The organism is Pseudomonas sp. 8 R 14 (assembly GCF_900005955.1).
GTDB lineage: Bacteria > Pseudomonadota > Gammaproteobacteria > Pseudomonadales > Pseudomonadaceae > Aquipseudomonas > Aquipseudomonas marginalis.
Window position 1 is genome coordinate 178,271 of record NZ_CVTH01000075.1, and the last position, 19,978, is coordinate 198,248.

A 19,978-nucleotide genomic window follows, 5' to 3' on the forward strand; every position below is an offset into this window, starting at 1 on the left:
TAGAGAAAGGTGGCCGAAGTACGACCTGTACAAATGAGTTAGCCCCAGCAGCACTCCCAGCTTGGAGCAATGGGTGTGGTGGAGCCGAAAACGAAAAGGCCCCCCACGATGGCGGGGGTATTGGAAAGATTCACGTGGCTTACGTAACAAACAAGATGGCCGACTCTAGAGTCGGCCAGGTCTCGCTTATGGCAGCAGATCGTAGGTCAGGAACAGCGAGGATGAGCCCGAGTTAGTGGCGATCCAAAGCCCATACCCCGCCGGTAAAGTGACGGGGAACTGCAAGGCATTGTAGGTCGCCGCTACCGAAGCCAAAACAACAGGCTTCGTCTTGTCGGTGGCCCCGGTGACGGGGGTTGTGCCAGTTGCGAGGATCGAATACTGCGTACCGAGGAAAGAAGCCGTTCGAAGCACTGCTCCATTGGTGTTCATCGCAGGATTGATGACTTGAACTACGCTGGCACTGTATTCGCCAGAAAACAATTTAGAGCCGATTGGTTGTGCGTCCATGTTTTCACCTGTTGAGTCGAATGATTTGTCGCGGAGGATTCCGCTTTCATGTCGCTCAAAGGCGATTGCTCGAGGCTCGTGGCCTTCCCATGATTCAACGTCCCGCATCGGGAACATTTGATCTGGAGCTCTGTAAACCCACCCGTACGGGCGAGAAGTCTTTTGCAGTTACCGCATCTGAATTCTTTCAACATCTGCAAGTCCGTTTATTTATCTGCTAGGCTCCGTCCCGCTCGTGCGAGCAGTGAGGGCCCTGGCTGGCTTGCAGGCTAGATCTGCGATCTGGCGTCTCCTTAGGGTGTTAGTGCACCCTCTGGAGTCGCCCTCTCTTTTTTCGATCTCAACAAAAAGCCCTGAACTTGTCGGGGCTTTTTGCTTTCTTCCGGGCACAAAAAATCCGACACAATGGCCGTTTTTTGTGAATCATCATGATCGGCCTCAAGGGCTCGAGTATCTGCAGTTGCGCGCACCGGCGCTGTGGAACGCATAGTCGATCCAACTTGGGTTCACGCGGCCGTCCAAGCAAGGGCAGGAGTCGGCGTAGGTTTGCAGCAGTTGCTGCGCGGCCGCTTGGGTCAGCAGTCCGCTTTCGTTGTCGAGGCTGACCTTGAGTCTGGCCGCGCTCTGCGGCGCGCGGGTGGCGACGTAGTCGACGACAAACGCCTTGAACTCCGCCAGCAGTGGTTCGAACTCATCGACCGCGATAATCGCCGGCTCCGCCAGTTGGTTCTGGCCTGGGATCAGCATGCTCATGTCACAACCTCGAAGGATTGTTGGCGGTTTTTCCAGGTGCCGGCAAAACGCAGCAATAACCCGGCGCCCTGGCGGGTGGCGACGATGACCTGGGGCTGGAAGTCGACAATGCCGTTCTGGCTGTTGTAGAACGCTTGCGCGGCGTGGCTTTGGGCGAGGATCAACAGGTCATCGCCAAGGTTCTGGCCGAGCAGTTGCGGGATCATCGAGCCGTTAATCCAGTTGAAGGTGTGGCTGGCATCGTCGTAGTCGCTTTGGGTGCCATCCTGATGGCGCCGCCGGGTCAGCGAGGCCACGCTGGACACCGGTGGAAACAGACTACTGTTCAGCCCGAACAGCGCCACAGACTGCATGCCCCCTTCCCCACCACCGTAGTTGAGCAACAGGCATTGCTCGCCCACCGACGGAATACGGGTTTCGGTCTGCGCACCGGCGCTGGGGTTGAAGAACCGAATCGCCGGGGTAAGCAACTCACCATGGCTGACCTTGCAGGTATTGCTGGCAGCGTCGACCTCCTGGCACACGCCAATGCGGCAGAAACTGTCCGCGCGTCGATACAGGTCTTCGAGCTGGGCTTCCATTTCCGCCAGGCGCTCGACAATCGGCCCCAGTTGCATGCGTAACAATGCGTCGAACATGGACTACTCCTGCAGGGGCCGATATTGATCCGGATCGTCGATGTCCGAGACTTCCCAGGTGCGGGCAAACAGCGGTGTGCCGGTGGGGTCTTCGAGCAACGACGGGCCGAGATAGAGGGTTTGGGTGAAGGACACGGTCCAGGTGTCGTAGTCCGTTTCGGCGCTGGCGAGCCCAGAGGGCGCCGCGACGACGGCCGTGGGTAAATCGCACTGGTCCGACGGCAGGCCCCAGCGGTTATCCAGGGCCAGGTCCATCAATTGGCTGGCCAGGTCGCACGCGTCAAAAGGCGCCGCCGCACTGGCGACCGTAACCCTGAGTGATACCGACAAGGCATGCGCCTTGCGCCCTTCACGGGAACGCACACCGGGGCCGTTGCGTTCCACGCTGATCAAGCACGCCAGTGTGATCCCCGGCGCCGCCAACGTCCTGGTGGTTGCCTACCTGTAATTGTGGGAAGGCACGCTTCAGCGCCCCCTCAATGGCTACAGGCAGTTGGGAGGGTTTTTCGATAAGTGTCATCAGTTGCGTCCTTGCAGCAGTTACTGCTGATCCGAGCGGGATGTCGGCGCTTCGTTGACCCCGATGCGCTTGGCCGCCCAGCGTTCATAAAGGCCGATGGCGACGTCTGCGCCGGCCATGGCCGTCAGGCAACCAATGGCGCCGGCGGTCCAGATCGACATGCCGGCGGCGTAGCACAGCATCAATGCCGAAACCCCGCAGACCATGCACGCCCCGGACCGCAGGGCCAGACGCCGGACCAGCGACCAACCGCGGGCGCCCTCCTTGTCGGCACGCCACATTTCGCCGGATACGCCGCCAATCAGCGCCAGTGCGATCACCAGCCAGATAGGCATTTCCGCTAACGCTTGCTGCTCGTTTGTCATGTCACGCCTCCTGGCTGAGCAATGCCGGCAACGCACCGGCTTTTGGGTAAATCCATGTATAGGTAGGCATTCCAAAAAGCCCGGTTGCCCAGGCTTTTCAGTAATGCGGTCCAGCGTCGATCTTTCGGCGCTACTGGCGCGGTACGGATCTTTCCTCGATGTTTTTCCGACCACGATCCCTGTCTGCCGGATAACTGCTTCTGGTGCTTTACGCTGCACACCCGGGTCAGTTGCCAACCCTCTGAACCGTTAAGGCCGGTTCATCGCTGCCTGTCGCTGAAGCGGTGTCACTAAAGAGCGTCGGCATCCTTGCCGGTGTTGCCTGGCATCCCTGCCATCGCTCTGATGGCGTCCTTGCCGATGTTGCGTGCCTTCCTTGTCTTCCTTGGCAGCATCCTTGCCGCCTCCACCAGGCCTTGTTGGCTGGCTTGAGATGAAGGATATGCATGTATGCATATACAGTCAATGCACAAATGCATTTATTTCACCATGACAATGCACTGATGCATTTCATGCCTTGCGGGCAAAGGGTTTGGCGATTTTCCACGGGCGAAAAAAAGCCCGCTCGATGGCGGGCTCTCTCTTACGCAAGGAGGTTAACGGGCGTACATCCCCCACCAGAACACATGCCCAAGGATGCTGATCTGCTCATCCTGGATATCCTGGAAGCTGTAGTCCTCATCCGGGTGTTCATCGCGATTGAAACTGCGCAGGCGAATCCCGGAAGGCAGGCGATAGAGCTGTTTAACCCGCAGCTGGCCATTGTGATTGATGGCATACAAGTCGCCATCGACGATGTCGCCGATGCCACTTTTGCCAGCATTCACGCCGACCGTCGCGCCGTCGCGCAGTACCGGCAACATACTGTTGCCGCGCACCGTCACACACTTGGCCTGGTCGAACTGCACACCGTTATGTCGCAGGCTGCGCTTTCCAAAACGCAGGCTGGCCTTCTCGCTTTCCTCGATGACGAATCTTCCTGATCCAGCAGCCAATTCAACCTCGCGCAGAAAGGGGATCGACACCTCGTCATCATTAACGGGGGTGTCATCGTCCCACAGGCTTATATCCTTGAGTTCCGAATGCGTCGGGTCGCGCCCGTCATCGCGCAAAGCCCCCACCGCCGCACGCCCGCGCAGTTGATCGGTGCTGACGCGGAAGTACTCGGCGATACGCGAGATGTGTTTATCCGACGGATCAACGATCTTGCCGCTGAGAATCCGGGACAACGTGGATTGAGGCACGCCAGTACGCCGATGAAGCTCCGTGGGGGAGATCCGGTCGCGGTCCAGCAGTTCTCTTAAGACGATAGAAACGTTGCGTTTTTGCATAGCGGCGATAGTGACGGGAGTTTTTGGGGTTGGCAAATGCTAATTTGCATCATTCATGCATTAATTATGCACTCGCAATACCTTTCAGTGGACCTGCTTCAATCGAAAGCGCATCTTCAGCGCGGGATTCATTGTGCTCGGCAGCGCCTTATATCTGCAAAGGGACCGCCTCTGCTATCGTGCGGCCTCTCACAGAAATGGAAGCATCGAAGAATGGGCTCATGGAAGACGCTGGCGATCGCTGCCGTGGCAGTGATCGGCAACCCGGTAGCGGCGGCTGAAAACGCCAACCCTTTCGATAAAGCGCTGATGTACACGACGTTCGTGCCCACCATCCTGATTGGGGGAGCCAGCGTTCTCACGACCGATGCGCCAAAGCTTTTCACATCCTCCAAAACCGATGCCCTCGCCTTTATCGGTTCGGACGGCGAGATCCGCGGTGCTGAGTTCGAACAGGCATCTCGGTACTATCGCGCGACCTACGCCTCGCCTCTTATGTCCGACATGCAACTGGCCAAGGCGATCGCCTCATCGTACTGAGGGAGGCATTTTCGGCTGCGCGCCAATAGCGACACGTCCCTGCGCATTTAAACAAATGCGCCATCCCACTTTGCGTTTTACCTATCCGTTTGCGACCTGCGAAGGGCCGACCTCGCGTGTTAACCTTGCAGCCATTGCAAAATCAGCAGGGCCGAGCGCCCCACCTTTGCCCCACTCCTTTCAACGAATTTGCCTATTATCCAATGAGTAAAAACACGTCCGATCTGTCCTCCCACACGCCGATGATGCAGCAGTACTGGCGCCTGAAAAACCAGCACCCTGATCAGTTGATGTTCTATCGCATGGGCGACTTCTACGAGATCTTCTATGAAGACGCGAAGAAGGCCGCCAAGTTGCTGGACATCACCTTGACCGCGCGCGGGCAGTCGGCGGGGCAGTCGATTCCGATGTGCGGGATTCCTTACCACTCGCTGGAGGGTTACCTGGTCAAGCTGGTGAAGCTGGGCGAATCGGTGGTGATCTGCGAGCAGATCGGCGATCCGGCCACCAGCAAGGGCCCGGTGGAACGCCAGGTGGTGCGCATTATTACGCCGGGGACGGTGAGTGATGAGGCGCTGCTGGATGAGCGTCGCGATAACCTGATCGCTGCGGTGCTGGGCGATGAGCGCTTGTTCGGGCTTTCGGTACTGGACATCACCAGCGGCAATTTCAGCGTGCTGGAGATCAAGGGCTGGGAAAACCTGCTGGCGGAGCTGGAGCGCATCAACCCGGTGGAGTTGTTGATCCCGGATGATTGGCCGAAGGATCTGCCTGCGGAAAAACGCCGTGGGACCAAGCGTCGCGCGCCGTGGGATTTCGAGCGTGACTCGGCACTGAAAAGTCTATGCCAGCAGTTCTCGGTGCAGGACCTTAAAGGCTTCGGTTGCGAAACCCTGACCCTGGCCATCGGCGCTGCGGGTTGCCTGCTCAGCTATGCCAAGGAAACCCAACGCACCGCCCTGCCGCATTTGCGCAGCCTGCGCCATGAGCGCCTGGACGACACCGTGGTGCTCGATGGCGCGAGCCGTCGCAACCTGGAACTGGACACCAACCTGTCCGGCGGGCGTGACAACACCCTGCAATCGGTGGTCGACCGCTGCCAAACCGCCATGGGCAGCCGTCTGCTGACCCGCTGGTTGAACCGTCCGTTGCGGGATTTGACGGTGCTGCAGGCGCGCCAGACGTCGATTACCTGCCTGCTGGACGGCTATCGCTTTGAAAAGCTGCAGCCGCAGCTGAAGGAAATCGGCGACATCGAGCGCATCCTGGCGCGGATCGGCCTGCGCAATGCGCGACCCCGTGACCTGGCGCGTCTGCGCGATGCCCTCAGCGCCCTGCCGCAACTGCAAGTGGCAATGACCGAACTGGATACGCCGCACCTGCAACAGCTCGCCGTAACGGCCGGTACCTACCCGGAACTGGCAGCGCTGTTGGAAAAGGCCATTATCGACAACCCGCCGGCGATCATCCGTGACGGCGGCGTGCTCAAGACCGGCTACGACAGCGAACTGGACGAACTGCAGTCCCTGAGCGAAAACGCCGGGCAGTTCCTGATCGACCTGGAAGCCCGCGAAAAAGCTCGCACCGGCCTGGCCAACCTGAAGGTGGGCTACAACCGCGTGCATGGCTACTTTATCGAGTTGCCGAGTAAGCAGGCCGAGTCGGCGCCCATCGACTATCAACGCCGCCAGACACTCAAAGGTGCCGAGCGTTTTATCACCCCGGAGCTGAAGGAGTTTGAAGACAAGGCGCTGTCGGCCAAGAGCCGTGCCCTGGCCCGGGAAAAGATGCTCTACGAGGCGTTGCTGGAAGACTTGATCAGCCAGTTGGCGCCGCTGCAGGACACCGCCGCCGCCCTGGCGGAGCTGGATGTGCTGAGCAACCTCGCCGAACGGGCGCTGAATCTCGACCTGAACTGCCCACGGTTTGTCAGCGAGCCGTGCATGCGCATCGTGCAGGGGCGCCACCCGGTGGTGGAGCAGGTGCTGACCACGCCGTTCGTCGCCAACGACCTGTCGCTGGACGATGATACGCGCATGTTGGTGATCACCGGTCCGAATATGGGTGGTAAATCCACCTATATGCGTCAAACCGCGTTGATCGTACTGCTGGCGCATATCGGCAGTTTTGTGCCGGCAGCCAGTTGCGAGCTGTCCCTGGTGGATCGCATCTTCACCCGGATCGGCTCCAGCGATGACCTGGCCGGTGGCCGTTCGACCTTTATGGTGGAAATGAGCGAGACCGCGAATATCCTGCACAACGCCACCGAGCGCAGCCTGGTGCTGATGGACGAAGTGGGTCGCGGCACCAGTACGTTTGACGGCCTGTCCCTGGCATGGGCGGCGGCCGAACGGTTGGCGCATCTGCGTGCCTATACGCTATTTGCCACCCACTACTTCGAACTGACGGTGCTGCCGGAAAGCGAGCCGCTGGTGGCCAACGTGCATCTGAATGCCACCGAGCACAACGAGCGCATCGTATTCCTGCACCACGTGCTGCCAGGGCCGGCCAGCCAGAGTTACGGGCTGGCCGTGGCGCAATTGGCCGGCGTGCCGAACGACGTGATCACCCGTGCCCGCGAGCACCTCAGCCGCCTGGAAACCACGGCCCTGCCCCATGAAACCGTGGTGGCCAGCCCTGCCAAGGCCAGCCGCAAACCTGCTGCGCCGCACCAGAGCGATATGTTCGCCAGCCTGCCCCATCCGGTGCTGGATGAATTGGCAAAGCTTGACCTGGACGACTTGACGCCGCGAAAAGCGCTGGAAATGTTATATGCACTGAAGACTCGGATATAACGCTCACGCTTGCAAGCTGATAGACTCTCGCGCGGTTTGGGATGCTGCTGGCTCTTAGCCTGGCCTGCAGACTATCGCTCCCGAACCTCGCGAGCCCTACCACAAAGGGTTTCGCTGCCGCCGCCTGAGGAGAGAATTAGAAATGACCTTCGTCGTCACCGACAACTGCATCAAGTGCAAGTACACCGACTGCGTAGAAGTGTGTCCGGTGGACTGCTTCTACGAAGGCCCGAACTTCCTGGTCATCCACCCGGACGAGTGCATTGACTGCGCCCTGTGTGAACCTGAATGCCCGGCCGTCGCCATTTTCTCCGAGGACGAAGTCCCGGCGGGCATGGAACAGTTCATTCAGTTGAACGTTGAATTGGCTGAAATCTGGCCAAACATCACCGAGAAGAAAGACTCGTTGCCGGATGCCGCCGAATGGGATGGCAAACCCAACAAGATTGAGCAACTAGAGCGCTAAAAGCGCCGCTGCCCAACAAAAAAAGGCCCTTCAAGGGCCTTTTTTGCGTTCCGGGGAACGCATTCACTTTTCTATAGACGAAAAAAGGGGCGGTATGACCCGCCCACATTTTTTCCCTAGTCCCTGTGTTCCTTTTCATCATCCTGATGAATCGCATCCTGCGACGTTCCTTCAACCATCGTTCCTTGATGGCTGTGTCAATCCGTGGACACAGGGCTGATGTTAGAGAGTTCCGAGGGAAGTTCAACGGGATCCAAACTTGGCACTGACAGTTTCCAGCGCCCAGACAAAGATAAATAATTGTTATATTTCAATTAGATAGAAAACTCCCTCAAGGATTAGAGACGCACACCCCCGGCAAAAAAACCAAACACTTACGAGAAAGTAAGCGAATGCTTACGCGCGCCATTGCGTAAAAGCGTAAAAGAAACCCATTGACCGATCTCCAGACAAGAAAAAGCCCCGACAAGTCGAGGCTTCTTGTCCTTCAGCGAGTTCAGTCGTCGCTGACCGTAATGGTCGGCATTGCCGGGGCCGCCGCTTCCTGCAGGACGATCCGGGCGCCCACATGGCGAGCCAATTCCTGGTAGATCATGGCGATCTGGCCATCGGGCTCTGCCGCTACGGTGGGCTTGCCGCCGTCGGCCTGTTCACGAATGCCCATCGACAATGGCAACGAGGCCAGTAGTTCAACGCCGTACTGGGTCGCCAGCTTCTCGCCACCGCCTTCACCAAACAGATGCTCTGCGTGGCCGCAGTTGGAGCAGATGTGCACCGCCATGTTCTCCACCACACCCAGCACCGGAATGTTGACCTTGCGGAACATCTCCACGCCCTTCCTGGCGTCCAGCAACGCCAGGTCCTGGGGCGTGGTCACGATCACCGAGCCGGCCACCGGGACTTTCTGTGCCAGGGTCAGTTGGATATCGCCGGTGCCTGGCGGCATGTCGATCACCAGGTAATCCAGGTCGCCCCAGGCGGTCTGGGTGACCAACTGCAGCAACGCGCCGGACACCATCGGCCCGCGCCACACCATCGGCGTGTTGTCATCGGTCAGGAACGCCATGGACATGACCTCCACGCCCATGGACTCGATCGGCACGAACCACTTCTGGTCCTTGACCTTCGGCCGCGTGCCTTCGGCGATGCCGAACATCACGCCCTGGCTCGGGCCGTAGATATCGGCGTCGAGAATACCCACGCGCGCGCCTTCACGGGCCAGGGCCAGGGCCAGGTTGGCTGCGGTGGTGGATTTGCCCACGCCGCCCTTGCCGGAAGCGACTGCCACCACGTTCTTGACGTTGGCCAGGCCCGGGATCTGCGCCTGGGCCTTGTGCGGGGCGATCACGCACTGGATGTCGACCTTGGCGGCACGCACACCATCAAGGCCTTCGATGGCCATTTGCAGCATCTGCGCCCAACCGCTCTTGAACAGGCCGGCGGCATAACCCAGCTCCAGTTGGACCGAAACCTGGTCACCCTGGACCTCGATGGCGCGTACACAGCCGGCGCTGACCGGATCCTGGTTCAAATAGGGGTCGGTGTACTGGCGAAGAACGGCTTCCACCGCTGCGCGATTGACGGCGCTCATGGGCAACTCCCGAAAAAAGACTGACTGAAACAGGCGGCTATCCTAACCGTTCCAGCAGCGTTACGGCATGCTTTCGCAGGTGCGGAAGATTCTGAAACAGCACCACGGGGTGAAATAAATTTCCCGGCGCTTTATAGTGGCCGACCTCCGTTTCATCAAGTAGCCGAGCCCCATGTCCGAGCCACGCAAGATCCTCGTCACCAGCGCCCTGCCCTATGCCAATGGTTCCATCCATCTTGGCCATATGCTTGAGTACATCCAGACCGATATGTGGGTGCGCTTCCAGAAGCATCGCGGCAATCAATGCATCTATGTCTGCGCGGACGACGCCCACGGTTCGGCCATCATGCTGCGCGCCGAAAAGGAAGGCATCACCCCGGAACAGCTGATCGCCAATGTGCAGGCTGAACACAGCGCCGACTTTGCCGAGTTCCTGGTGGATTTCGACAACTTCCACTCGACCCACTCCGCCGAAAACCGTGAGCTGTCGAGCCAGATCTACCTGCGTTTGAAGGACGCCGGGCACATTGCCACGCGCTCGATCACGCAGTATTTCGACCCGGAAAAGAAAATGTTCCTGGCCGACCGCTTCATCAAGGGCACCTGCCCGAAATGCGGCACTGAAGACCAGTACGGCGACAACTGCGAAAAATGCGGTGCCACCTACGCACCGACTGACCTTAAGAACCCGCGCTCGGCTATCTCCGGCGCCATCCCGGTACTCAAGGATTCCCAGCACTTCTTCTTCAAGCTCCCGGATTTCCAGCAGATGCTGCAAACCTGGACCCGCAGCGGCACCCTGCAGGACGCCGTGGCCAACAAGATCGCCGAATGGCTGGATGCAGGCCTGCAACAGTGGGACATCTCCCGCGATGCACCGTACTTCGGCTTCGAGATCCCAGGCGAGCCCGGCAAATACTTCTATGTATGGCTGGACGCGCCGATCGGCTACATGGCCAGCTTCAAGAACCTCTGCGACCGTACGCCGGAGCTGGACTTCGATGCGTTCTGGGGCAAGGACTCCACCGCCGAGCTGTACCACTTCATCGGCAAGGACATCGTCAACTTCCACGCCCTGTTCTGGCCAGCCATGCTCGAAGGTTCGGGCTACCGCAAGCCAACCGGCATCGCGGTACACGGCTACCTGACGGTCAATGGCCAGAAGATGTCCAAGTCCCGTGGCACCTTTATCAAGGCACGCACCTACCTGGACCACCTGTCGCCGGAATACCTGCGCTACTACTACGCCTCCAAGCTGGGCCGTGGCGTCGACGACCTGGACCTGAACCTGGAAGACTTCGTCCAGAAGGTCAACTCGGACCTGGTTGGCAAGGTGGTCAACATCGCCAGCCGCTGCGCCGGTTTTATCCACAAAGGCAACGCCGGCCTGCTGGTGGCCGAGAACGCCGCGCCGGAACTGACCGACGCGTTCCTGGCTGCCGCCCCAAGCATCGCCGACGCCTATGAAGCCCGCGACTTTGCCCGCGCCATGCGCGAGATCATGGGCCTGGCCGACCGCGCCAACGCCTGGATTGCCGACAAGGCGCCCTGGTCGCTGAACAAGCAGGAAGGCAAGCAGGACGAGGTCCAGGCGATCTGCGCCACCGGCGTCAACCTGTTCCGCCAGCTGGTGATCTTCCTCAAGCCCGTGCTGCCATTGCTGGCCGCCGACGCCGAGGCGTTCCTCAATGTCGCGCCGCTGACCTGGAACGACCACGCCACGTTGCTCAGCAACCATCAGTTGAATGAATTCAAGCCTCTGATGACCCGCATCGACCCGGTCAAGGTCCAGGCCATGACCGACGCATCTAAAGAAGACCTGGCTGCCAGCCAGACCGATACCGGCGAATCGAAACCGGCCGGTAACGGCGAGTTGGCCAAGGACCCGCTTTCCCCGGAAATCGACTTTGACGCCTTTGCTGCCGTGGACCTGCGCGTGGCGCTGATCATCAAGGCCGAAGCCGTGGAAGGGGCCGACAAACTGCTGCGCCTGACCCTGGATATTGGTGACGAACAACGCAACGTGTTCTCCGGAATCAAGAGCGCCTATCCGGACCCATCCAAGCTCAATGGTCGCCTGACCATGATGATTGCCAACCTCAAGCCGCGGAAAATGAAGTTCGGTATCTCCGAAGGCATGGTGATGGCGGCTGGCCCTGGCGGCGAAGAGATCTACCTGCTGAGCCCGGACAGCGGCGCCAAGCCGGGTCAACGTATCAAGTAAGCGCTGCAAAACAGCCCTGTCGTTTCGGCGACGGGGCTTTTCAACTAGTCCCCCCTTCTCGCTTGCCGGATAATCAAACCCTGTTTGTTCAACCGGCACGCCAATGATCACTCCATGAATCTGATTCAACGTATCGACGCGCTGCTGCCGCAGACACAATGCGGCAAATGTGGGCACCCGGGCTGCAAGCCTTACGCCGAGGGTATCGCCCGGGGCGAGGCAATCAACAAATGCCCGCCCGGAGGACAGGAGACGATCACCGGCCTTGCGCTATTACTGCGTGTACCCATTCTGGAGCTGGATACCAGCCGTGGGGACGCCCCGGCCCAGGTCGCCTACATCCGCGAGGCCGAGTGCATCGGCTGCACCAAATGCATCCAGGCCTGCCCGGTGGACGCGATTGTCGGCGCCGCCAAGTTGATGCACACCGTTATCATCGATGAGTGCACCGGTTGCGACCTGTGCGTCGCGCCCTGCCCCGTCGACTGCATTGAGTTACGCCCACTGGTCACAGGGCTGCCGATCGTCGGCGGCCTGGCAGCGAACGAAAACGAACGCCGTGAACGAGATTTCAAGCGCGACCGTGCCCGGCAACGCTTTGAACAACGCAATGCGCGCCTGCAACGGGAAGAAGAGCACAGGATTGCCCAACGTGTGGCGCGGCCTCAGCGTTCAGCACCAACTCCCCCTTTGCCACTTGACGCAGCGCGAGCCGCCCAGGATGCGGAGGTGAAAAAAGCCAAGATCAATGTGGCCATGAGCCGCGCCCAATTGCACAAATCCTTGCAGGCTTTTGGGCACCCGCCGACCTTTGAACAACAATCCCAACTGATCGCCCTGCAACAGCAGTTCGAGGCAGCGGAGCAGGCGTTGGCAGCCCTGGGCCAGCATCACACACCCGCGACACCACTGCCTGCCGTCAACAACGCCGACCTCAAGCGCGCCAAAATCCAATTGGCGATGCGCCGGGCCGAGTTGAAGAAAGCCCTCGACCAACAGGCGGATCCGCAACAATTAGCCGACGCGCAACACAAGCTCGATGATGCGCAGCGCCAAGTAGACGCCCATGGCACATGACTGATAATCCTGGGGGTTGTTACAGTCCATCGCCGACACCACATTGATATCGTCGGGTTGTCCTGCTCGCAGGACTCCAGGCCTGGACCCACTATTCGAAACTACGCTGACTGCCCGAAAGGAACCTTCCGCCCCATGAACGCTGCAAAACGCCTGGAAATTTTTCGCAGGCTTCACGAAGACAATCCGGAACCCAAGACCGAACTGGCCTACTCCTCGCCGTTCGAGTTACTGATTGCGGTGATCCTGTCGGCCCAATCCACGGACGTCGGCGTCAACAAGGCCACGGCCAGGCTGTATCCCGTGGCAAACACGCCAGAGGCGATTTACGCCCTGGGCGTGGACGGGTTATCGGAGTACATCAAGACCATCGGCCTCTACAACAGCAAGGCCAAGAATGTCATCGAGACCTGCCGCTTGCTGATAGAACGGCACAATAGCGAAGTGCCAGAAACCCGCGAAGCACTGGAAGCCCTGCCGGGGGTGGGCCGTAAAACCGCTAACGTGGTGCTCAACACCGCATTCAGGCAACTCACCATGGCCGTGGATACCCATATTTTTCGGGTCAGTAATCGAACCGGAATAGCCCGCGGCAAGAACGTGGTCGAAGTGGAAAAGCAGCTCATGAAGTTCGTGCCCAAACCGTACCTGCTTGACTCCCACCATTGGCTGATCCTGCACGGACGCTATGTTTGCCAGGCCCGCAAGCCGCGCTGCGGCAGCTGCCGCATTGAAGACCTGTGCGAATACAAGGACAAGACGTCGGACGATTGAGGGTTCATTGGTTTTCTCGATCAGTCGATTGAAAAAATCTTTTTTACCCATTCATGGATTATCGTTATAAGGAGCGCCAACGGCAGTCTTACTCCGGAGTTAACGTTATGAGCACTGACAAAGAACAGTTGGATGTGGAAGACGACCTCGTTGAATCGGAGGACGATGGCGTGGAAGCACCTGTGGCGGAGGTCGCCAAGACCAATCTGAGCAAACGCCGTACTATCGACAACCTTCTGGAAGAACGACGCTTGCAAAAACAACTGGCCGACTACGACTTCGACCTCTGATCAAGCGGTCGACGGCCGGAAGCCTCCCTGTCGGAGGCTTTTTTCTGCCGGTTGTGCGGCCTATGCGCAGTGCTGTGCCCTCACCTATACCAAGCCGTTACGCTGGGCCAGCTCGATCAAGTCCACGAGAGAGCGGGCATTGAGCTTGAGCAGCAGACGAGTCTTGTAGGTGCTGACGGTCTTGTTGCTGAGAAACATACCGTCGGCAATCTCCTTGTTGGTCCTGCCCCGGGCCAACTGCTGCAACACCATCATCTCCCGGCCGGACAGACGCTCGACCATATCGGCCTCACTGGCATTGCCCATGGTGGAGCGTACCGAGTTGAGTGCCTGGTTTGGGAAATAGCTGTAACCCGACAACACCGCCTTGATCGCGCTGAGCAATTCAGTCAGGTCCTGTTGCTTGCACACATAGCCAGCAGCACCCGCCTGCATGCAACGCATCGAAAAGTGACCTGGAGCCTGGGAGGTGAGCACCAGGACCTTGAACGGGACAGCCTGCTTGGTAGACGAAAGTCGGCAAATAACTTCCAGGCCATCGAGCTTGGGAATCCCAATATCCAGTATGACAATGTCCGGCATATGCTCCCGCGCAAGTTGCAACGCATCGACACCGTTATTGGTCTCTGCAACGACCTCATAACCATGACGCTCCATTAGCATACGCACAGCAAGACGAATGACGGGATGATCATCTACGATCAGCACTTTATTCATGAGAAAGTCCAATTTCGCTGTTCGAATTATTTAGAGCAAACACAATAGCCTAGTCGTTTCCTAGTTGGCATAGCGTTCCCCCCCGAGCAACAGCAAGCAGAGACCCAACCCACAGAGATAAAGGAAACGCCCTACAAAAAAACACCGATACAGATGTTTCCAGTTTTATGAGGCCCTTCAGAACTTTCCGGGACCTCACATATTTTGAGTGAAATTTCCAACCCCCCCAGGGGATAAGGTAAACGTGCCGCACGCAACTATCAGGAAATGCCCCTTGCCTGTCGACTGCAGGTAGCGGAGCTGGCAGAGAAAAATCGGTAGTTTCAGTTCCATTTAACATATTTACTTACATCCTTATTTCCTACAGAATTTTTGGCTTCTTACATACTCCTCGCACCTACATGAGTGAATTATCTGTAAGACTGGTTCCTACACAAATGATAAAAAACATTCCCCCGACAAAAAACCAGCGTCCCCATCATCAAAAACACTGATTAAACAAGTTTAAAGAAAGTGGACTTAATCAAGAATTCAAGACAAAAAAATGGCCCCTTGAACAAGGGGCCATTTTTACAACCGGCTTGACACTCAGAACAACGAACGACCTTTGTTGGCAGCAATGCGCATGCGCAATGCATTCAACTTGATAAAGCCCGCTGCGTCGGCCTGGTTGTAGGCGCCGCCATCTTCTTCGAAAGTGGCGATGTTGGCGTCGAACAGCGAGTCATCCGACTTACGGCCGGTAACGATCACATTGCCCTTGTACAACTTCAGACGCACAACGCCATTCACGTGGGCCTGGGAAGCATCGATCATCTGTTGCAGCATCAGACGCTCAGGGCTCCACCAGTAGCCGGTATAGATCAGGCTGGCGTACTTGGGCATCAGCTCGTCTTTGAGGTGAGCCACTTCACGGTCCAGAGTGATGGACTCGATGGCGCGGTGGGCACGCAGCATGATGGTGCCGCCCGGGGTTTCGTAGCAGCCACGGGACTTCATGCCCACATAGCGGTTCTCGACGATGTCGAGGCGACCGATGCCGTGTTCGCCACCGATACGGTTCAGCGTCGCCAATACGGTGGCCGGGGTCATTTCGACGCCGTCCAGCGCGACGATGTCGCCATTACGGTAGGTCAGTTCCAGGTATTGCGGCTTGTCTGGAGCGTTCTCCGGGGAGACGGTCCATTTCCACATGTCTTCTTCGTGCTCGGTCCAGGTGTCTTCCAGCACGCCGCCTTCATAGGAGATGTGCAGCAGGTTGGCGTCCATCGAGTACGGGGACTTTTTCTTGCCATGACGCTCGATCGGGATCGCGTGCTTTTCAGCGTAATCCATCAGCTTTTCACGGGACAGCAGGTCCCATTCACGCCAGGGGGCAATCACTTTCACGCCGGGCTTGAGCGCGTAGGCACCCAGTTCGAAACGCACCTGGTCGTTGCCCTTGCCGGTGGCGCCATGGGAAATGGCATCAGCGCCGGTTTCGTTGGCGATTTCGATCAGGCGCTTGGCGATCAGCGGACGTGCGATGGAAGTACCCAGCAGGTACTCGCCTTCGTAGACAGTGTTGGCGCGAAACATCGGGAAGACGAAATCGCGGACGAATTCTTCGCGCAGGTCGTCAATGTAGATCTCTTTCACGCCCATGGCTTGCGCCTTGGCACGTGCAGGTTCGACCTCTTCGCCCTGACCCAGGTCAGCGGTGAAGGTCACCACTTCACAGTTATAAGTATCCTGCAGCCACTTGAGGATCACCGAAGTGTCCAGGCCGCCGGAATACGCGAGAACGACCTTGTTTACGTCGGCCATGCCATCACTCCACGGGGTTGTACGGAAAGGCGTCGATTCTACCGATCAAAACCGTGGATTTACAGGGGCGCGACAGCAAATGAAGATAAAGCGACAGATTATGTCGAGCGAGCGACCGATGGTCGCACTTCAGGAGGTGTGTGCCGGGTTGCTCGGCCCCGTGGCCTGGGGGGCCGGTTTCTCAGGGGCAGCCGCGCGTTCGAGCTGAATATTCACACGGCGGTTACGGGCCCGGTTGGCGGCAGTGGTGTTGGGCGCCAAGGGGTAGCTTTCACCATGGAACCGCAGGGTGATCTGAGACTCAGGAATACCGTTGGCCTTGAAGTAGTCCATCACCGCCAGCGCACGACGGCGTGAAACATCACGGTTGCTCAGGCGATTGCCGCTGTTGTCCGAGTGGCCGTTCAATTCGATATGGTTGACGGTAGGGTCCGCCTTCATGAATTCGAGAATCACCGCCAGCTTCTGCTTTGCCGCAGCGTCCAGCTCGATGCCGCCACCGGGGAAGCCCACTTCGGTCTGCTTGACCTGATCGTAATTCATCGGCAGCAACTTGGCGGTGCACAGTTGATAGTCGCTGTAGGCCTTGTTGAATTTCACCGGCAGCAGGCGAATCTCCGAATAGCCACCCTCGCGTCCATAGTGCCGCACAGTGGGCGAGCGTCCATCGAGCAAACCATTGAATAGACGCCCGGCCTGGGCCTGAGAGCTGTTGAACAGCACATCACCGCTGCCGGCACGTACGGCGCCGAGATTGATGTCACCCCGACCGGGCTGCCAGGGGGCTGCGGCGGCCAACAAGGTGGCCGACCCTGCGCCCAACGACCCGTTATAGGCTTTCAGACGAAACGTCGCCTGCTCGCCGGCCCGGCGCACGAACTCACCCGAACCGAAGTCGGTGATCGGTTGGCTCAGGCGGCACTCGAACTTGTCCCCCTCTACCTTCCACTCAATGTTCTCCAGACGTGTCTGGAACGTGAGGGCCATAGCAGGCAGGCTGGCGAACACACTGAGCAGGGCTAGATAATGCTGGCGCACGGGAGGCTCCACTGGTTTCTACAACACTTCAAAGCGTCATACATCGATAAGGCATACGAAAGGCTATCGGATGCATCCTGCAAAACTTGATAGCGAGTGCCTGCAAGAGTCTTTTCCGGTAGCATTCCCACCAGATTGACCCGCCTGGAATCCCCAATGTCCGACCGCCTGACCCTGCTGCGTCCCGACGACTGGCATATTCATCTTCGCGATGGTGCTGCGTTGCCCCAAACCGTGGCCGATGTAGCGCGTACGTTTGGCCGCGCCATCATCATGCCTAACCTGGTACCACCGGTGCGTAATGCCGCCGAAGCCGACGCCTATCGCCAGCGCATCCTCGCTGCACGGCCGGCCGGCAGCCGCTTCGAACCGTTGATGGTGCTCTACCTCACCGACCGTACCCAGCCCGAAGAAATTCGCCAGGCCAAGGCCAGCGGTTTCGTGCACGCCGCCAAGCTGTACCCGGCCGGTGCGACCACCAACTCCGATTCCGGCGTGACCAGCATCGACAAGATCCTGCCGGCCATCGAAGCCATGGCCGAAGTCGGCATGCCGCTGCTGATCCACGGTGAAGTCACCCGTGGCGACGTGGACGTGTTCGATCGCGAGAAAATCTTCATCGACGAGCACATGCGCCGCGTGGTCGAGCTGTTCCCGACCCTCAAGGTGGTGTTCGAGCACATCACCACGGCCGATGCCGTGCAGTTCGTCACCGAGGCCTCGGCCAACGTCGGCGCAACCATCACCGCCCATCACCTGCTGTACAACCGCAACCACATGCTGGTGGGCGGGATTCGGCCGCACTTCTATTGCCTGCCGATCCTCAAGCGCAACACCCACCAGGTGGCCTTGCTGGATGCCGCGACCAGCGGTAATCCGAAGTTCTTCCTCGGCACCGACTCTGCGCCCCACGCCCAGCACGCCAAGGAAGCCGCGTGCGGTTGTGCCGGTTGCTACACCGCGTTTGCCGCCATCGAGCTGTATGCCGAAGCGTTCGAACAGCGCAACGCCCTGGATAAACTCGAAGGTTTCGCCAGCCTCAATGGCCCGCGATTCTATGGCCTGCCGGCGAATACCGACCGTATCACCCTGGTCCGTGAAGACTGGACCGCCCCCGCCAGCCTGCCATTTGGCGAGCTGACCGTTATCCCGCTGCGCGCCGGTGAAACACTGCGCTGGCGCCTGCTGGAGGAAAGCAAGTGAGTGAAGACCATTACGATGACGACCAGGAACACGGTGGCGGTGGTGGTTCGCGCCACCCGATGGCCGAACGTTTCCGCGGCTACCTGCCTGTCGTTGTCGACGTAGAAACCGGCGGCTTCAATTGCGCCACCGATGCACTGCTGGAAATCGCCGCAACGACTATCGGCATGGACGAACAGGGCTTTGTGTATCCGGAGCACACCCACTTCTTCCGCGTCGAGCCGTTTGAAGGTGCCAATATCGAAGCGGCAGCCCTGGAGTTTACCGGGATCAAGCTGGATCACCCCCTGCGCATGGCCGTCAGCGAAGAGGCGGCACTCACCGATATCTTCCGTGGCGTACGCAAGGCCTTGAAGGCCAACGGCTGCAAGCGCGCGATCCTGGTCGGGCATAACAGCAGCTTCGACCTGGGCTTCCTCAACGCCGCCGTGACGCGGCTGGACATGAAGCGCAATCCGTTCCACCCGTTCTCCAGTTTCGACACCGCCACCCTTGCTGGCCTGGCCTATGGCCAGACCGTCTTGGCCAAGGCCTGCCAGGCGGCCGGCATCGACTTCGACGGTCGCGAAGCCCACTCGGCCCGCTACGACACCGAGAAGACCGCCGAGCTGTTCTGCGGCATCGTCAACCGCTGGAAGCAGATGGGCGGCTGGGAAGACTTCGGCGACTGAGGTCAAATCCCGCGCATGAAAAAACCGGCCTTCTCAGGCCGGTTTTTTTGTCCCGCGAATCCGGCTTACAGCTTGCCAGCGTTCTCGGTCAGGTAAGCCGCAACGCCTTCAGGCGAAGCGTTCATGCCTTTGTCGCCTTTTTTCCAGTTGGCAGGGCAGACTTCGCCGTGCTCTTCGTGGAATTGCAGGGCGTCGACCAGACGGATCAGCTCTTCCATGTTACGGCCCAGCGGCAGGTCGTTGATGATCTGGGAGCGCACAACGCCCTTGTCATCGATCAGGAACGCGCCGCGGAACGCCACGCCACCTTCGGACTCAACGTCGTAGGCCTTGGCGATGTCGTGCTTCATGTCGGCAGCCATGGTGTATTTGACTTTGCCGATGCCGCCATCGTTGATGGCCGTGTTGCGCCAGGCGTTGTGGGTGAAATGGGAGTCGATGGAAACGGCAACCACTTCAACGTTACGCGCCTTGAAATCGTCCATGCGGTGGTCCAGAGCGATCAGCTCCGAAGGGCAGACGAAGGTGAAGTCCAGCGGGTAGAAGAACACCAGGCCGTATTTGCCTTTGATGGCTTCAGACAGTTTGAAGCTGTCAACGATTTCGCCATTGCCGAGCACGGCAGGTACGTCGAAATCCGGGGCTTGTTTGCCGACGAGTACGCTCATT

General features: G+C 58.9%; 18 protein-coding genes and 4 pseudogenes. 9 read left to right on the forward strand and 13 right to left on the reverse strand.

Going from position 1 to position 19,978, the window contains the following annotated elements:
• Positions 1-186 precede the first annotated feature (186 nt).
• The 8 genes and pseudogenes from BFQ01_RS31750 to BFQ01_RS19430 form a co-directional block, all read right to left on the reverse strand.
• Complete coding sequence (locus BFQ01_RS31750; RefSeq protein ID WP_074844189.1) at positions 187-510, reverse strand: hypothetical protein; 324 nt, start codon at positions 508-510, stop codon at positions 187-189.
• A complete protein-coding gene (locus BFQ01_RS31755) occupies positions 453-704 on the reverse strand; it encodes a zinc finger domain-containing protein (RefSeq protein ID WP_242001045.1) in 252 nt (83 codons plus the stop codon). Before BFQ01_RS31755 ends, BFQ01_RS31750 begins: the two co-directional genes overlap by 58 nt.
• Positions 705-1,077: 373 nt before the next feature.
• Positions 1,078-1,263 (reverse strand): annotated as a pseudogene (locus tag BFQ01_RS19410) (baseplate J protein); the annotation flags it as partial.
• Positions 1,260-1,475: pseudogene (locus BFQ01_RS32605) on the reverse strand (phage baseplate protein); the annotation flags it as partial. The pseudogenes BFQ01_RS19410 and BFQ01_RS32605, both read right to left, overlap by 4 nt.
• Positions 1,473-1,901, reverse strand: a pseudogene (locus BFQ01_RS19415) (phage baseplate assembly protein V); the annotation flags it as partial. The pseudogenes BFQ01_RS19415 and BFQ01_RS32605, both read right to left, overlap by 3 nt.
• A gap of 3 nt (positions 1,902-1,904) precedes the next feature.
• A pseudogene (locus BFQ01_RS19420) lies at positions 1,905-2,421 on the reverse strand (hypothetical protein).
• Positions 2,422-2,441: 20 nt separating this feature from the next.
• A complete protein-coding gene (locus BFQ01_RS19425) occupies positions 2,442-2,786 on the reverse strand; it encodes a phage holin family protein (protein WP_027604569.1) in 345 nt (114 codons plus the stop codon).
• A gap of 596 nt (positions 2,787-3,382) precedes the next feature.
• The gene (locus BFQ01_RS19430) at positions 3,383-4,117 is read right to left on the reverse strand and encodes a LexA family transcriptional regulator (protein WP_083221282.1); all 735 of its coding nucleotides are present in this window, start codon (positions 4,115-4,117) and stop codon (positions 3,383-3,385) included.
• A gap of 213 nt (positions 4,118-4,330) precedes the next feature.
• On the opposite strand from BFQ01_RS19430, the gene BFQ01_RS19435 reads away from it, so the two are divergent.
• The 3 genes from BFQ01_RS19435 to fdxA all read left to right on the forward strand — a co-directional run bounded on the left by BFQ01_RS19435 (position 4,331) and on the right by fdxA (position 7,918).
• Positions 4,331-4,657 carry a DUF2388 domain-containing protein gene (locus tag BFQ01_RS19435; protein WP_065926521.1) on the forward strand — a complete coding sequence of 109 codons (327 nt, stop codon included), beginning with the start codon at positions 4,331-4,333 and terminating at the stop codon, positions 4,655-4,657.
• Between the two features lie 203 nt (positions 4,658-4,860).
• Positions 4,861-7,452, forward strand: coding sequence for a DNA mismatch repair protein MutS (gene mutS, locus BFQ01_RS19440; protein ID WP_065926522.1), 2,592 nt, complete (start codon positions 4,861-4,863; stop codon positions 7,450-7,452).
• Between the two features lie 142 nt (positions 7,453-7,594).
• Entirely contained in the window at positions 7,595-7,918 is a 324-nt protein-coding gene (gene fdxA / locus BFQ01_RS19445; protein WP_027604581.1) for a ferredoxin FdxA, read from the forward strand.
• A 496-nt stretch (positions 7,919-8,414) separates the two neighbouring features.
• Here the strand turns inward: fdxA and apbC are convergent, their stop codons facing one another.
• Positions 8,415-9,509 (reverse strand): iron-sulfur cluster carrier protein ApbC, encoded by a 1,095-nt coding sequence (gene apbC / locus BFQ01_RS19450; RefSeq protein WP_027604582.1) that lies wholly within the window; start codon positions 9,507-9,509, stop codon positions 8,415-8,417.
• A 172-nt stretch (positions 9,510-9,681) separates the two neighbouring features.
• Here apbC and metG point away from each other — a divergent pair, with 172 nt between their 5' ends.
• The 4 genes from metG to BFQ01_RS19470 all read left to right on the forward strand — a co-directional run bounded on the left by metG (position 9,682) and on the right by BFQ01_RS19470 (position 13,874).
• A complete protein-coding gene (gene metG / locus BFQ01_RS19455) occupies positions 9,682-11,733 on the forward strand; it encodes a methionine--tRNA ligase (RefSeq protein ID WP_065926523.1) in 2,052 nt (683 codons plus the stop codon).
• Positions 11,734-11,847: 114 nt separating this feature from the next.
• Positions 11,848-12,810 carry an electron transport complex subunit RsxB gene (rsxB, locus tag BFQ01_RS19460; RefSeq protein ID WP_065926524.1) on the forward strand — a complete coding sequence of 321 codons (963 nt, stop codon included), beginning with the start codon at positions 11,848-11,850 and terminating at the stop codon, positions 12,808-12,810.
• A 135-nt stretch (positions 12,811-12,945) separates the two neighbouring features.
• On the forward strand, positions 12,946-13,584 hold the full coding sequence (nth, locus tag BFQ01_RS19465; RefSeq protein WP_027604585.1) for an endonuclease III: 639 nt from the start codon (positions 12,946-12,948) through the stop codon (positions 13,582-13,584).
• A gap of 107 nt (positions 13,585-13,691) precedes the next feature.
• A complete protein-coding gene (locus tag BFQ01_RS19470; RefSeq protein WP_027604586.1) occupies positions 13,692-13,874 on the forward strand; it encodes a PA3496 family putative envelope integrity protein in 183 nt (60 codons plus the stop codon).
• Positions 13,875-13,958: 84 nt separating this feature from the next.
• Here the strand turns inward: BFQ01_RS19470 and BFQ01_RS19475 are convergent, their stop codons facing one another.
• The 3 genes from BFQ01_RS19475 to BFQ01_RS19485 all read right to left on the reverse strand — a co-directional run bounded on the left by BFQ01_RS19475 (position 13,959) and on the right by BFQ01_RS19485 (position 17,435).
• Positions 13,959-14,591, reverse strand: a complete 633-nt coding sequence (locus BFQ01_RS19475) for a response regulator transcription factor (RefSeq protein WP_027604587.1) — start codon at positions 14,589-14,591, stop codon at positions 13,959-13,961.
• Between the two features lie 588 nt (positions 14,592-15,179).
• A complete protein-coding gene (locus tag BFQ01_RS19480; protein WP_012722490.1) occupies positions 15,180-16,397 on the reverse strand; it encodes an argininosuccinate synthase in 1,218 nt (405 codons plus the stop codon).
• 129 nt (positions 16,398-16,526) lie between these two features.
• Positions 16,527-17,435: a flagellar protein MotY gene (locus tag BFQ01_RS19485; RefSeq protein ID WP_065926525.1), complete on the reverse strand. Its 909-nt coding sequence runs from the start codon at positions 17,433-17,435 to the stop codon at positions 16,527-16,529.
• A 156-nt stretch (positions 17,436-17,591) separates the two neighbouring features.
• Between BFQ01_RS19485 and pyrC the strand changes: the two genes are divergently transcribed.
• On the forward strand, positions 17,592-18,638 hold the full coding sequence (gene pyrC / locus BFQ01_RS19490; RefSeq protein WP_027604589.1) for a dihydroorotase: 1,047 nt from the start codon (positions 17,592-17,594) through the stop codon (positions 18,636-18,638).
• Positions 18,635-19,309, forward strand: coding sequence for a ribonuclease T (gene rnt / locus BFQ01_RS19495; RefSeq protein ID WP_027604590.1), 675 nt, complete (start codon positions 18,635-18,637; stop codon positions 19,307-19,309). Before pyrC ends, rnt begins: the two co-directional genes overlap by 4 nt.
• Positions 19,310-19,374: 65 nt before the next feature.
• On the opposite strand, the gene BFQ01_RS19500 is transcribed toward rnt, so the two are convergent.
• Entirely contained in the window at positions 19,375-19,977 is a 603-nt protein-coding gene (locus tag BFQ01_RS19500) for a peroxiredoxin (RefSeq protein WP_003172097.1), read from the reverse strand.
• Between the last annotated feature and the right edge of the window lies 1 nt (position 19,978).

Coding starts and splice junctions, on each gene's coding strand:
- metG (WP_065926523.1), top strand. CDS start 9,682: ATGTCCGAGCCACGCAAGATCCTCGTCACCAGCGCCCTGCCCTATGCC.
- nth (WP_027604585.1), top strand. CDS start 12,946: ATGAACGCTGCAAAACGCCTGGAAATTTTTCGCAGGCTTCACGAAGAC.
- BFQ01_RS19470 (WP_027604586.1), top strand. CDS start 13,692: ATGAGCACTGACAAAGAACAGTTGGATGTGGAAGACGACCTCGTTGAA.
- rsxB (WP_065926524.1), top strand. CDS start 11,848: ATGAATCTGATTCAACGTATCGACGCGCTGCTGCCGCAGACACAATGC.
- BFQ01_RS19480 (WP_012722490.1), bottom strand. CDS start 16,397: ATGGCCGACGTAAACAAGGTCGTTCTCGCGTATTCCGGCGGCCTGGAC.
- pyrC (WP_027604589.1), top strand. CDS start 17,592: ATGTCCGACCGCCTGACCCTGCTGCGTCCCGACGACTGGCATATTCAT.
- BFQ01_RS19500 (WP_003172097.1), bottom strand. CDS start 19,977: ATGAGCGTACTCGTCGGCAAACAAGCCCCGGATTTCGACGTACCTGCC.
- mutS (WP_065926522.1), top strand. CDS start 4,861: ATGAGTAAAAACACGTCCGATCTGTCCTCCCACACGCCGATGATGCAG.
- fdxA (WP_027604581.1), top strand. CDS start 7,595: ATGACCTTCGTCGTCACCGACAACTGCATCAAGTGCAAGTACACCGAC.
- BFQ01_RS19435 (WP_065926521.1), top strand. CDS start 4,331: ATGGGCTCATGGAAGACGCTGGCGATCGCTGCCGTGGCAGTGATCGGC.
- apbC (WP_027604582.1), bottom strand. CDS start 9,509: ATGAGCGCCGTCAATCGCGCAGCGGTGGAAGCCGTTCTTCGCCAGTAC.
- BFQ01_RS19475 (WP_027604587.1), bottom strand. CDS start 14,591: ATGAATAAAGTGCTGATCGTAGATGATCATCCCGTCATTCGTCTTGCT.
- BFQ01_RS19430 (WP_083221282.1), bottom strand. CDS start 4,117: ATGCAAAAACGCAACGTTTCTATCGTCTTAAGAGAACTGCTGGACCGC.
- BFQ01_RS31755 (WP_242001045.1), bottom strand. CDS start 704: ATGTTGAAAGAATTCAGATGCGGTAACTGCAAAAGACTTCTCGCCCGT.
- BFQ01_RS31750 (WP_074844189.1), bottom strand. CDS start 510: ATGGACGCACAACCAATCGGCTCTAAATTGTTTTCTGGCGAATACAGT.
- BFQ01_RS19425 (WP_027604569.1), bottom strand. CDS start 2,786: ATGACAAACGAGCAGCAAGCGTTAGCGGAAATGCCTATCTGGCTGGTG.